Source organism: Pantoea wallisii, assembly GCF_002095485.1.
GTDB classification, from domain to species: Bacteria; Pseudomonadota; Gammaproteobacteria; order Enterobacterales; family Enterobacteriaceae; genus Pantoea; species Pantoea wallisii.
The window spans coordinates 21,067-35,083 of the sequence record NZ_MLFS01000015.1 but is presented as its reverse complement, the minus strand read 5'-3'; the positions used below and the strand labels follow the sequence as shown (position 1 = coordinate 35,083).

Sequence of the window (14,017 nt, the reverse complement as noted above, 5' to 3'; positions counted from 1 at the left end):
CCCGACATCTGCTTAGGAAATTCAAGCCGGATTATGAAGCAAGGTTTGCAACTCAGGCTCAGCCAACAGCTGGCGATGACTCCCCAGTTGCAGCAGGCAATCCGCTTGCTGCAACTCTCAACGCTTGAACTCCAGCAGGAGCTGCAACTGGCGCTGGAGAGCAACCCACTGCTTGAACAAACCGATCTGCATGAAGAGATCGATACGCGTGAGCTCCAGGAGAGTGAAGCGCTGGATACACGTGAAGCCCTTGAGCAGAAAGAGATGCCTGATGAGCTGCCGCTTGATGCCACCTGGGACGAGATCTACACCGCAGGCACGCCTTCCGGCACCGGCACCGATTATCAGGATGACGAGCTGCCGGTTTATCAGGGTGAAACCACCCAGTCACTGCAGGATTACCTGATGTGGCAGGTGGAGCTGACGCCGTTCACGGATACCGATCGCGCCATTGCGACCTCGATTGTCGATGCCATTGATGATACCGGCTACCTCACGGTGAGCTTACAGGACATTTATGACAGTATTGGTGACGAAGAGCTGACGCTGGAAGAGGTGGAAGCGGTACTGAAACGCGTGCAGCGTTTCGATCCCGTCGGCGTTGGCGCGCGCGATCTGCGCGATTGCCTGCTGGTGCAGCTTTCGCAGTATGCGGCCGATGCGCCGATGCTGGCGGAAGCGCGTTTGATTGTCAGCGAGCATCTCGACCTGCTGGCGAACCACGATTTCCGCAGCCTGATGCGCGTCACGCGGCTGAAAGAGGATGTTCTGAAAGAGGCGATGCTGCTGATTCAGTCGCTCGACCCGCGTCCCGGCCAGTCTGTAAACACCAGCGAACCTGAGTATGTGATTCCTGATGTGCTGGTGCGTAAAACCGCCACGCGCTGGACGGTTGAACTCAACGCTGATAGCCTGCCGCGCCTCAAAATTAATCAGCAGTATGCGGCGATGGGTGGCTCAGCGCGTAATGACAGCGACAGCCAGTTCATCCGCAGCAATCTGCAGGAAGCGCGCTGGCTGATTAAAAGTCTGGAGAGCCGAAACGATACGCTGTTAAAAGTAACGCGCTGCATCGTCGAGCAGCAGCAGGCGTTTTTCGAACAGGGCGAAGAGTATATGCGCCCCATGGTGCTGGCCGATATTGCGCAGGCCGTGGATATGCATGAATCCACGATCTCCCGCGTTACCACGCAAAAGTATCTGCACAGCCCGCGAGGCATCTTTGAACTGAAGTATTTTTTCTCCAGTCACGTCAGCACCGAGGGCGGCGGCGAGGCCTCTTCTACGGCGATTCGTGCGCTGGTGAAGAAGTTAATCTCTGCGGAAAATCCCGCAAAACCCTTGAGCGACAGCAAACTCACCTCCATGTTATCTGAACAGGGCATCATGGTGGCGCGACGTACGGTTGCGAAGTATCGCGAGTCTTTATCTATACCGCCATCAAACCAGCGTAAACAGCTGGTTTGACCGAACGAAGAAGGAAGACCTATGCAGCTTAATCTTACCGGACTTAATGTTGAAATCACTGACCCACTGCGCGAGTTTGTAAATAGCAAATTTGCCAAACTGGAACACTATTTTGATCGTATCAATCAGGTTTATATTGTTCTGAAAGTGGAGAAGGTTACGCAGATTGCAGAAGCAACGCTGCACGTTAACGGTGGAGAGCTGCACGCCACAGGGGAAGCGGAAGATATGTACGCGGCCATTGACGGGCTGATTGATAAGCTGGCCCGCCAGCTGACCAAACACAAAGACAAACTGAAAAAACACTAACCTTCACGCTTGCAGAGTGCTGATTGGTTCAGCACTCAGAGAGGAAACGGGGCGAGTCACCGCCCCGTTTTGTTATCTGCGCAAGCGCCAGCAGGTAACCTGCCCGCCCGCTCGCGGCGTTAAGGCACGTTGTCTGTGGCTCTGTGAACACGCAAGTGAAACGATGATGAATAACGATCTGACACTGGAATTGAGCTCGGTCCTTTCGCTGGACTGCACCCGTAGCGGTGTACACTGCCAAAGTAAAAAACGCGCGCTGGAGATCATCAGCGAGCTGGCCGCAAAGCAGCTCAATCTGCCGCACCAGACGCTTTTCGAAGCGATCCTGACCCGTGAGCGCATGGGCAGTACCGGCATAGGCAACGGTATAGCCATCCCGCATGGCAAGCTGGAGGAGGACACCCTGCGCGCCGTTGGCGTGTTTATCAGCTCGATCAGCCCATCGCGTTTGACGCGGTGGATAACCAGCCGGTTGACCTGCTGTTTGCGCTGCTGGTGCCTGCTGACCAGTGTAAAACCCATCTGCACACGCTGTCGCTGGTGGCGAAACGCCTGGCGGATAAAACCGTCTGCCGCCGTCTGCGCGCGGCACAGAGCAACGAAGAGCTCTACGCCATCATTACAGAAGCTCAGGAAGAACACTCGTAAGCGTTACATACCTTTACCGGCCTGCGCGCCGGTTTAAAACGGGAGATAGGTAATGGTGCTGATGATCGTTAGCGGTCGGTCAGGCTCAGGAAAATCCGTCGCGCTGCGTGCGCTTGAAGACATGGGCTTCTACTGTGTCGACAACCTGCCGGTGGTGCTGCTGCCGGAGCTGGCAAACACCTTAGCCGAGCGCAACATATCGGCAGCGGTCAGCATTGATGTGCGTAATATGCCGGAGTCCCCGGAGATTTTTGAGCATGCGCTGAATAATCTGCCGGCATCCTTTTCGCCCCAGCTGCTGTTTCTTGACACCGATCGCAATACGCTGATTCGCCGTTATAGCGATACGCGCCGTCTGCATCCCCTCTCCAGCAAAAACTTGTCGCTGGAGAGCGCGATCGATGAAGAGAACGACCTGCTGGAGCCGCTGCGCTCGCGCGCTGACCTGATCATCGATACGTCGGAGATGTCGGTGCATGAACTGGCCGAGATGCTGCGTACGCGCCTGCTGGGCAAGCGCGAGCGCGAGCTGACGATGGTGTTTGAATCCTTTGGCTTCAAGCACGGCATTCCGATTGACGCAGATTACGTGTTCGATGTGCGTTTTCTGCCAAACCCTCACTGGGATCCCAAATTGCGTCCGATGACCGGTCTGGATCGTCCGGTCGCCGCCTTCCTCGATCGCCATACCGAAGTGCACAACTTTATCTATCAGACGCGCAGTTACCTTGAGCTGTGGCTGCCCATGCTGGAGACCAACAACCGCAGCTATCTGACGGTGGCAATTGGCTGTACCGGGGGCAAACACCGTTCAGTTTACATTGCCGAGCAGCTGGCGGACTATTTCCGATCGCGCGGCAAAAATGTGCAGTCGCGCCATCGCACTCTGGAAAAACGTAAATCATGACCGTGAAGCAAACCGTTGAGATCCGCAACAAGCTGGGCATGCACGCTCGCCCGGCCATGAAGCTGTTTGAACTGGTGCAGAGTTTTGATGCTGAAGTCCTGCTACGCAACGAAGCGGGCACCGAGGCCGAAGCCAGCAGCGTGATTGCTCTGCTGATGCTCGACTCAGCAAAAGGTGGCCACATTGAGATAGAAGCCAGCGGCCCGCAGGAGGTGCAGGCGCTGGCTGCGGTCATCGAACTGTTTGAAGCCGGCTTTGATGAGGATTAAGCGGCTCAGTGCAGTTGGTAGCGGTTCAGGAAGCCCTCGCCGCCCAACTGACGCATCTGCCGCATTATCCACTGCTGTCGTTGTCGGGTGTAGCCGGAAGGCGCATCGGCACGAAAACGGATCGGGTTGGGTAACACAGCCGCCAGCAGTGCCGCTTCCGACATAGTCAGGCGGCTGGCTGGCTTGTGAAAATAGCGCTGCGCCGCCTCTTCTACGCCAAATACGCCGTTGCCGAACTCGGCGATGTTCAGATACACCGTCAGGATGCGACGCTTAGTCCAGACGGTTTCAATGCCGACGGTGAGACCCGCCTCCAGACCTTTACGCACCCAGCTGCGCCATCCCATAAAAACAGGTTCTTGGCTGTCTGCTGCGACAACGTTGAAGCCCCGCGCATGCGCTCGCCTCCGTCGTTATCCAGCACTTGCTGAATTGCATGTACGTCAAAACCCCAGTGCTCGGGGAATTTTTGATCCTCTGAGGCAATCACCGCCAGCGCCATCCACGGTGAAATCTCATCCATACCAACCCAATCAGAGTGTGCTACATAATCGAAACGGCCACTGAACCAGGCCCCAAGCTGACGCTCTACCATCACAGCTGAAAAGGGCACCGGCACAAAAGCGAACAGTAAAATGCCGGCCAGCCAGATGCCCAGCCACGCCAGCACAATTTTTGCTATCAGCAGCCTGATGCGGCGCGCCCCTTTTCCTTTACTCTTACTCATCAAATGTTCTCTCACCTGTTCCCTGTGTTTATCAATCACTAAAGTCATGATTGCGAATAGTTGTCATGCAAAGGGAAATTTTATCTCAGAAGCGTAACCGCGGCTGGAAAAAGTGATTGTCCGGACACTCACTGTTCCTCTATTAGAGCCATTTACATCAAGCACTTCCATCATTCAGGAATCGGTTCCATGGTGAAAAACCGTGCAAAGCGCCTCACATTAAATACTTTACCTGGCGTGATGAAGCTCACAAATAAAGTTTCACGCTGCTTAACAATGGATGTTGCCATCATCGGCTCTGCTTCATTAATAACTGAGACCAGTCTTAAAATTGCGTGTGAAATGCCGGCCAGCAGGCAATAACCGCGTGATTATGTTGTAAAGCATTTTAGCTGTCATTTAGTTTACGTTTCTCATATGAAGCGTAAACTGGAACTTTCAGCAGAGGGTTTCCAAAACGTTTTGGATAACCTGCCTTCACAACCCTTTATCGCTTTACAAATCATACACTTATTCCTAAAAATCACTGACTTTGCTTCAGCGACCCCGTTTCGTCGTAACTAACGGGTAATTCTCACATTGGTCTGTGTTAAAACCAGGCAAAAAGGCCTTTTTATGGTTAAAAATAGAGCAATACGGCAAAGAAATTGATTCCTTACTTGACTGTGTCAGCAAATTAATGTTTTCTGTATTTAAACGCTGCTCAACATCACACAATTTAATGAATCTTGTCACAAGCGGTGACGAATTTGCTAAGGTGATTTTAAAGCGTTAACCAATACCACGCTGTTGCTTTTATATTCGACTTCTAACGATAGCAACAGCGCCCATTTCCCTGGTGTTGGCGCAGTATTCGCGCACCCCGGTTTCGACTGGGGTCATTTTTTTCCAGCGTTCGCTACTTTTCCCGCTCCGCCACCCACGCGCGCAATACGTTTACGTCGTGCTGCCACTCCTGTTTTAGCTCGTCAACCCACTCCTGTACGTTATCCCACCACGCCGGCAGTTCCGGTGACTGAATCTGTTTCGCCAGCTTTTGCAGATGCAGCAAGCCAACCGATCCCGCAGCACCTTTGATTTTGTGGCCCTCTTCGGCAATGCCTTTTTGATCTCGCGCCATCATGTTGGAATCCAGCACGTCGAGATAGCCCGGCATCATCTTCTCGAACATCGTCAGGCTCTGCGTAATCAACCCCGGGCCCACCAGTTCGATATACTGCTCCAGCATTGCCACATCTAACAGCGAGCGTGACTGCTCGTCCGATGAGTCGCTGAGCGTGGTTTCCGGCTCCGCCTGATAGTCCCAGAACCGTTTAATCACTGCGGTGAGTGCCGGCACGGCCAGCGGCTTACTCAGCACATCATCCATTCCGGCATCGAGATACTCTTTTTTATCTTTGAGAACATTTGCCGTCAGCGCCACCAGCGGCGGCAGCGTCACGCCAGCGTGCTGCTGGTGAATCGCGCGCGATACGTCAAGGCCGGTCATATCCGGTAGCTGAATATCCAGCAGCACCAGATCAAACTCCTGCGGGTCAAACATCGCCAGCGCGTCGCTGCCGGTCATCGCCACTTCCACGCTGCAGCCCAGCTTCTCCAGTACCGAACGGGCAACAATCACATTGAGTTCAATATCTTCAACCAGCAGCACGTGCAGCGCCGGCAGCGGCATACTGTCGTCCGGACTTTCATCCTCGACTTCATCGGCCACACGCGGTGCATTGATCTCAACAACAAAGCACGATCCCTGCCCCGGCGCGCTGCTGACGGTTATGTCACCGCCCATCGCCTGCGCCAGCCGACGTGAGACCGCCAGCCCGATGCCGGTGCCGGTCGCAGGTTTCCCGCCGTGCTGATCTTTCACCTGATAATACATGGCGAAGATCTTGTCCTGCTCCTCCTGCGGAATGCCCATGCCCGAATCCTGCACCTCAAAGCGCAGCGTCTCATTCTGTTGATAAGCCACGCGCACAACGATTTCACCCTGCTGGGTAAACTTCACGGCGTTGCCGATGAGGTTCCAGAGAATCTGGCGCAGACGCGTTCCGTCCGCGATGATCTTATGCGGCAGCGGCAGCGCGGGCGCCATAACAAATTTCAGCCCTTTTGGCTGCGCCAGCAGGCCGGAGAGGTTCTCTAAATCGGCCAGGAAGCCGGTGAAATCCAGCGGCTGATTGTCGAGCTGCACTTTACGCCGTTCGATCTTGTCCACTTCAATCACATCGTTAAAGATGTTACCGAGTGTGATAGCTGAGACATGAATGGTTTTCAGGTATTTGAGCTGCTCTTGATTGAGATCGGTATCCAGCAGAATACGGCTCAGCCCGACAATACCGTTCAGCGGCGTGCGCAGCTCGTGGCTGATGGTAGAGATAAAGGTAGTTTTTTCGCGGCTGGCGCTCTCCAGCGCATCCTGATAACGCTTACGCTCGGTGATATCGCGCCCAAAGCCCATCAGACCGCTGCGTTTGCCGACGCGATCGTAATACGGCACTTTGCGGATCTCGAAGCAGGCTTTGCGGCCGTCCGGATACTGCAGCCACTGTTCGTATGTCAGGGAGACATTGTGGCGGAACACCTTCTCGTCGGTTTCCAGCACCTTAGTGGCGGCATCCTCGTCATAGATATCCCGCGGCGTCAGGCCAATCAGCTGCTTCTCGCTCATGCCGGTCAGCAGCTCCATTGCCCGGTTACAGCCGGAGAACTGTTTATCAATGTTGCGGTAGAAAACCAGGTCCGGTGAGGCATCAAGGAACGAACGCAGAAACGAAGATTGCTGCTCCAGCTCGATCTGCGCCTGCTCGCGGCGCGTCATCTCTTCACGCAGCTTATCCATCACCTGCTCACGCGCCTGCTCAGCTTTTATACGATCGCTAATCTCCTGATTGAGCTGGTTGATGGTCTCTTTCATCTGCTGATTGAGCTCAAGATCGCGCGTGCGCATCTCCTCCAGTTTATCCACCAGCTTCGACAGACGCTGGCGTGACTCTTCCAGCTGATCAACCACCACCGAAAGAAAATAGACCGCCCAGGGCGTAATCAACAGGCCGAAGAATATCGATCGCACCATATCAATACTTTCGACATGGCCGCGCAGTACCATGGTGACGGCCATCTGGACGATCATTGCCAGCACCACCAGCGCAGAGGCCAGCAGCAGCGAGAAGCGTACCAGCCCAAGCTTGACCATTAAATCAACGTAGTACTGCGCTAAAAGACGAATTTGTTTCATTACGGGCTCCCTGAACGAATCAGGCTCATGATAGCGTAATTATCACCCTGCTGCGCCGCTTCAGAGGGTCAAAACGCAGCGGTTTTGCTCTGTTATGGTGCAGCTCACGGGGATTTCGGCGACGTTCCCCCCTTTATGCGCAAAGCGCTTGACTAATTCTGCCAACTGAATAATCTGAAAGGCCGCCTTTTTTGCGGTCATCTATGAGCACCTGCTGCTTATCTGCTTCTTTCAGCAGCCATTTATCACAATGGTTGCGCCTCGTTATTGCATATCCATTCAAATTAAGCGCTATTTTAATCACCTTCCTGCTGATTAATTTTACTAATGGTTACCCCATTTTGATTCAAATATAGCGCCATAAGAAAAACAGATACATGCTGTGCACGAAACGGTCCGAATAGAATTTTATACTGTGATCACTGCATTAATTAGCATTGTTTAGATATCGGCAGCCGTATGCATAGTGAGACGGCTCACATTTCACCCTGCAATGGGAATGCTCAGATTGACATATATTTACGTAACTAAACCTTAAAAATCATATAATTAAGTGCAAAAAGGGCGTATTAACCGCAATAAAGCTGGCGATTTGACCTGAGTACGCTTTCCCGATAAGTTGGAACTCCGCTGGATGCTTTCCAGTCGGGACTGTGTCTCGGCATATCTATGCAGCAAGAAGACTCCCTCTGGATGCAAGTTATCTCCCGTTAGAGACCGGAATTTATGAGCAGCTCATCAAGGACGTGACAACAGTGTCCTGAGAGCCTTTGCTCGGTGTTGCGACGTCCGCGATAAAGCGCGTGAAAACAAACAGATACAGCACGCAGTAGCGCTCTGTGCCTGAAATAATGCAGGTAATGTCTAAAGCAGTTTAAGGAGACCCTCAATGTCCACTCAAAAACCGAATCCCTGGGGTTTGTATGATCCATCAGCAGGAAGCGACAGCTGTGGTGTAGGGTTTATTACCCGTAAGGACGGCGAGCAGACCCATGAAATTCTGCAGATGGCGCACAGCGCACTGTGCACGGTACCGCATCGTGGCGGTATGTCTGCCGAGGGCGTTGGCGATGGTGCTGGCGTTAACGTTGACCTCTCCCTGAACTTTTTCCGTAAAGTTACCGGCCAGCCGCTGGAAGCCGGTCGCTTTGGCGTGGGTAACTTCTTCGTACCGAAAGATGCTGAGCAGCGCGCTAACGCCGAGCGTCTGGTAGAAGAGACCCTTGCCGCGTATAACTTCCCGATTCTGGTCAGGCGCGATATGCCGCTGGACAGCAGCGTAACCCGCCCGGCGGCGCAGCCCTTCCAGCTGCCGATTGTGCAGTGGGTATTTGCGGCGCCACAGGGTATCAGCGACCAAAACGAATTCGAACGTCACATTTACCGTGCGCTGCTGGATATTGAGGCGCGCGCCTTTACCGAAAGTGAATTTGGCGGCCTCTATCCGCTGTCGCTCTCGTCGCGCACACAGGTGTTTAAAGCGCGCCTGAACTCCAACGAAGTGATTCCTTACTTCAAAGATTTAACCGATGCCGATCACCAGGTACGCGGGCTGTTCTTCCATACCCGTTTCTCGACCAATACCGATCCGCACACCACTATGGCCCAGCCGTTCCGCCTGATGGCGCACAACGGCGAGCTGAACACCGATCGTAAAAACCGCATCGCGGAAGCCGCACTGATGCTGGCGCGCGGCAAGAAAATCGTGCGGCCGAAAGGCCAGTCCGATAGCTCGCGCCTCGACCAGAGCATCCATAGCCGCCTGATGGAAGATAACCTCGACCTGATCAACGCCGTGGTCTCCATGATGCCGCCGGCGTGGGAGAATGATACGTCGCTGTCAGACGATGTGCGCGCCATGCTGGAGTACTTCTCACTGTATGAAGAGAAGAATGATGGCCCGGCGGCGCTGATCTTCGGCAACGGCGAGGTTATCGGTGCACGCCTGGATCGTCTTGGCCTGCGTCCGCTGCGCTCAGTGGAGACCGCTGAGTATATCGGTGCCATGTCGGAAGCCGGTCAGATCGCCTTCCCCCCAGAGAGCGTATTGCGTCGCGGCCGTATCGAAGCGGGTGGCATGCTCTATTACGATCACAAAGAGAAGCGCTCTTACACCACGGTAGAAGCGCTGGAGAAGCTGGCGGCAGAGAAAGATTATCAGGCACTGGTGAAAGCGGCGCGCGTCGAACTGCAGGAGCTGCCGGAAGTACAGGCGGAACAGCTCGGTTCACCGCTGCGCTATCGGGGTGACCTCAAAACCTATCAGCGTTTTGTGGCTTACTACTACAACCAGGAGAGCTTCAAATTCATGATGGACCCGATGCTGCAAACCGGCGCTGAGAAGATCTCAGCCATGGGTTACGGCAACGCCATCAATGGCCTGTCCGACCACGAAGGCGGCATGGCGCACTACTTCTCGCAGCGTTTTGCGCAGGTCACTAACCCACCGCTCGACTCCATCCGTGAAGCGGACGGAATGACGCTGCGTGTGGCACTGGGTGCCAAACCGCACCTTGGCCGCAGTAAAGGCCAGCAGATCATTGTGCCAAGCCCGATCCTGACGCACCTGGACATGCTGCGCCTGCGTGAGCAGAACGTTGCCCCTTATGCGCGTTTCGAGATGCTGTATGAGCCGGTGATCGGTAAAGATATCGTCAGCCGTGCGGCCAATGCTGCCGCGCTGGAGCGCGCCATCGACGATCTGGCTCAGCAGGTGGTGGATTTCGCGCGTGAGCAGGGCGGTATTGCGGTCATTACCGATCGCCATATCTCCTCAACCCACGCGGCGATCCCTATGCTGCTGGTGGTCTCCGCCATCAACCAGCGTCTGGTGCAGGAGGGTCTGCGTCTGGATGTGTCGCTGGTCGTTGAGAGCGGCCAGAGCATCTCCTCCCACCACATCGCCGCCACCTTAGGCTTCGGCGCCTCTGCGGTCTATCCGCTGGGCGTACAGATGCGCGCAGAAGAGAAGTTTGGTGAAGGTGAAGAGGGCAATAAAGCGTTCAAACGCTACGCCAAAGCAGCTGAAAAAGCGCTGATGAAAACCATGGGCAAAGTGGGCCTGTGTACCGTTGAGAGCTATAGCTGCGGCGAGTTCTTTGAACCGAACTTCCTTGATACCGAAGATCCGGTACTGAAGAAGTACTTCCCGAACATTAAAACGCCGGTGGGCGGCGCGGGCTTCCCGGCCATTGCCCAGATGGCGGTGGACTGGCATCAAAGCGCGCTGAAAATCCAGGGCGAAGCGGAAGTCCCGCTGCTCGGCCTGTTTAAAGAGCGCTCCGAAGGCGCGGGTCACTCATACGGCACCATCGCGGTACGTACCTTTATTGATATGACGGAGCAGCCAATTCGCTTCGCTGATAAAGCGCGTGAAGAGGATAACTTTATCCGTCTGATGACGCTGGCCAAACTGGAGAATGCGTTCAGCATCAAAGCGGACGCCTTCAAGGACAGCAGCTTTGAGCGCATCCCGAATGCCGTGATCGATACCTTTGCTATCACGCCGGATTACCGCCAGTTCTCCAGCCTGATGCACGCCGAGCGTAAGCGTCGTCCGGCCGCCCTGCGCGACATTCTCGCGCTGCCGTGTGATTTAACGCACGTGGATAGCGAAGCTGAGTTCGGCCGCAAGCTGGGCCGCTATTCGCTCACCAACAATGGATTTGCCACACGTGGCCTGAAGTGTGAAGCGGTAAACGGCAGCATGAACCAGTTCGAACTGCGTCTGGTGGATGCGATTGATGGCCTGAAGCCGGAGAGCGAGCGTCTGGCAGCACTGGCGCGCGCGCTGAAAACCCGCTTCAGTGATGAGATCGAGAGCAGCAGCGTGGCCGATGGCGCCCTGCAGATCACCGCGTATGGTAAAGCCGCTGACTATCTGTCGAAGATCTTCACTGCACTGCCTTCGCTGCCGCTGGAGGAGATCCAGCCTGCACACGAAATTACCCGTACCTTTGCCTCGGGCGCCATGAGCCACGGTGCGCTGGTCGCTCCGGCACATGAAGCGGTAGCACACGGCACCAATATGGTCGGCGGCATGAGCAACTGTGGTGAAGGTGGCGAGCACTACTCGCGTCACGGCACCATTCGTGCGTCACGCATCAAGCAGCTGGCATCCGGCCGTTTCGGCGTATGGGCGGCCTATCTCGCCGATCCAATGCTGGAAGAGCTGGAGATCAAAATTGGTCAGGGGGCGAAACCGGGTGAAGGCGGTCAGCTGCCGGCGCCGAAAGTCACCGTTGAGATTGCGGCTGCCCGTGGCGGTACGCCAGGCGTGGAGCTGGTCTCACCGCCGCCGCACCACGATACCTATTCGATCGAGGATCTGGCGCAGCTGATTCACGACTGTAAAGCCGCGCGCGTGCGCGTCATCGTAAAACTGGTCTCCTCTGAGGGCATCGGCACCATCGCCGTGGGCGTGGCGAAAGCGGGCGCAGATGTGATCAACGTGGCGGGTAACACTGGCGGTACCGGTGCGGCTTCCGTCACCAGCCTGAAATATACCGGCCGCGTGGCGGAAATCGGTATTGCTGAGGTGCACCAGGCGCTGTGTGCCAATGGCCTGCGTGACAAAGTCCAGCTGCGCTGCTCCGGCGCGCAGCAAACCGGCAGCGACGTGATTAAATCCGCCCTGCTTGGCGGCGACAGCTTTGAGTTCGGTACCACCGCGCTGATGATGCTGAAGTGCGTAATGGCGAAAAACTGTAACGTTAAGTGCCCGGCCGGCCTGACGACCAACGCCGAAGCCTTTGATGGCGATCCGCGTCAGCTGGCGCAGTACTTCATCAACGTTGCGCAGGAGGTGCGTGAGTTCCTGGCACGTCTTGGCCTGCGCTCCCTGCGCGAAGCGCGCGGCCGTGCGGATCTGCTGCACCTGATGGACCATCCGCTGGAGGTGGGCAAGCTCGATCTGCGCGCCATGCTGACGGTTGTCCCGGAGCAGAAGATCGCCAAGCCGGTTTACCTGGAAAAAGATTTCGAGCTGGACGATGGCTGGGTTGAGGCGCTGAAAACGCAGCTGATCGGTGCTGCAAGCCGCGAGATTGCTCTTGGTGCAGGCATCACCCTGAATAACCGTAACAAGAGCGTCGGCGGCCAGCTGGCCATCGACATCGAACGTATGCTGAACCACGAGTTGTCAGCACAACAGCTGGCTGCGATGCCTGCAGTTCTGAAAGACGATCGCGGCCGCCGCTACCTGGCACCGCGCACCGTGCAGATTCACACCAGTGGCTCAGCCGGCCAGTCGTTCGGCGCATTCTGTAACGACGGCATGCAGATGAAACACTACGGCACCTGTAACGATGGCGTCGGGAAAGGTCAGTGCGGCGGCGAGCTGGTAGTGATGTCACCGGGCGGCGGCGCGCAGGACAGTGACGGCAACGTGCTGATTGGTAACTTCGCGCTGTTTGGCGCCACCGGTGGTCGTCTGTTCGTGCAGGGTCAGGCCGGTGACCGCTTTGCGGTACGTAACTCCGGTGCCACGGCAGTGGTGGAAGGCGTGGGCGACTTCTGCTGTGAATATATGACGAACGGCGCGATTCTTAACCTCGGGACCTTTGGTAAAGGCTTCGGCAACGGTATGAGCGGCGGCTTTGCCTACCAGTACGATCCGTACGGTGCGCTTGCGGCGCATGCTGCAGGTGATTCGGTACTGTTTGGCTCCATCGCCGATGCGGATGAAATGGCGCAGGTGCACAAACAGGCGGTGCTGGCGATGCTGAACTGGCATCTGGAAGCGACGCAATCCCCGCGTGCCGCATGGCTGCTGGAGAACTGGGAAACGGAGTGTCAGCACTTCGTCTACGTGATGCCGCGTTCACTGCTGCTGTATCAGGATGGCGGTGAGATCCTGAAAGCGAAATCGCGCAAAGATCTGCTGGAAGAGCTGTCGACATCGCTGGCGGCGCATCAGGTCGCGAAATTTAAGTCCGCCTGGCGCGCCGGGAAAACCATCGCGGATGGTGCCGTGCCGGCTTACGGCGCGACGGACACGCAAGAGATGTTTGTGCTGCTGAACAACTACACCGTACTGAGCTTCGCGCAGCAGCTGGCACTGGGCAAACTGCCTAAAGGCACGGCGGTGAAGATGCGGCAGTTGAGAAAGCGGTGCGTAACCTGCTGATGACCGAAGATTTCGCGCTGGTCAGTAAGCTGCAGCGCCACGCCCGCGCGGCAATTGAGAGCTACAGCGATGATGAGCTGGCCAGCCTGATCGGGGCGAAACGTATGGCGGATTACAAAGCGGCGCTGACGCAGCGTAACATTCGCTCCATGGATAGCCTGGCGACCTACGGCTGGATCATTTACCAGGATGCCTGCAACCGCGAGGTGCTCGGTCATCTGCCTGATTTTGAAGAGCTGTTTGCGCGTGCTGCACTGCCAGAAATCGCTGCTGCGGTCGGGAAACTCTCCTGATCGCTGTACTGAAGAATATTGATGACGAAACGGGTTTG

General features: G+C 55.7%; 6 protein-coding genes and 3 pseudogenes. 7 read left to right on the top strand and 2 right to left on the bottom strand.

Annotated features, from left to right (window positions below; all coding sequences use genetic code 11):
• Nucleotides 1-33 precede the first annotated feature (33 nt).
• The 5 genes and pseudogenes from rpoN (at nucleotide 34) to npr (ending at nucleotide 3,600) form a co-directional block, all read left to right on the top strand.
• Entirely contained in the window at nucleotides 34-1,467 is a 1,434-nt protein-coding gene (rpoN, locus tag HA48_RS07630) for an RNA polymerase factor sigma-54 (RefSeq protein ID WP_128600481.1), read from the top strand.
• 21 nt (nucleotides 1,468-1,488) lie between these two features.
• Nucleotides 1,489-1,776: a ribosome hibernation promoting factor gene (gene hpf / locus HA48_RS07625; RefSeq protein ID WP_128600480.1), complete on the top strand. Its 288-nt coding sequence runs from the start codon at nucleotides 1,489-1,491 to the stop codon at nucleotides 1,774-1,776.
• Nucleotides 1,777-1,942: 166 nt separating this feature from the next.
• Nucleotides 1,943-2,424: pseudogene (ptsN, locus tag HA48_RS07620) on the top strand (PTS IIA-like nitrogen regulatory protein PtsN).
• A gap of 52 nt (nucleotides 2,425-2,476) precedes the next feature.
• Nucleotides 2,477-3,331 carry an RNase adapter RapZ gene (gene rapZ, locus HA48_RS07615; RefSeq protein WP_128600479.1) on the top strand — a complete coding sequence of 285 codons (855 nt, stop codon included), beginning with the start codon at nucleotides 2,477-2,479 and terminating at the stop codon, nucleotides 3,329-3,331.
• Complete coding sequence (gene npr / locus HA48_RS07610; protein WP_084934318.1) at nucleotides 3,328-3,600, top strand: PTS phosphocarrier protein NPr; 273 nt, start codon at nucleotides 3,328-3,330, stop codon at nucleotides 3,598-3,600. The genes rapZ and npr overlap by 4 nt, the downstream gene beginning before the upstream one ends.
• Before the next feature lie 5 nt (nucleotides 3,601-3,605).
• On the opposite strand, the pseudogene mtgA reads toward npr, so the two are convergent.
• Nucleotides 3,606-4,327: pseudogene (gene mtgA, locus HA48_RS07605) on the bottom strand (monofunctional biosynthetic peptidoglycan transglycosylase).
• A 189-nt stretch (nucleotides 4,328-4,516) separates the two neighbouring features.
• Between mtgA and HA48_RS22030 the strand changes: the two are divergent.
• Nucleotides 4,517-4,690 carry a hypothetical protein gene (locus HA48_RS22030; protein WP_158086960.1) on the top strand — a complete coding sequence of 58 codons (174 nt, stop codon included), beginning with the start codon at nucleotides 4,517-4,519 and terminating at the stop codon, nucleotides 4,688-4,690.
• A gap of 535 nt (nucleotides 4,691-5,225) precedes the next feature.
• On the opposite strand, the gene arcB is transcribed toward HA48_RS22030, so the two are convergent.
• A complete protein-coding gene (arcB, locus tag HA48_RS07600) occupies nucleotides 5,226-7,559 on the bottom strand; it encodes an aerobic respiration two-component sensor histidine kinase ArcB (protein ID WP_128600478.1) in 2,334 nt (777 codons plus the stop codon).
• An 889-nt stretch (nucleotides 7,560-8,448) separates the two neighbouring features.
• Here arcB and HA48_RS07595 point away from each other — a divergent pair.
• Nucleotides 8,449-13,979: pseudogene (locus HA48_RS07595) on the top strand (glutamate synthase-related protein).
• Nucleotides 13,980-14,017 lie beyond the last annotated feature (38 nt).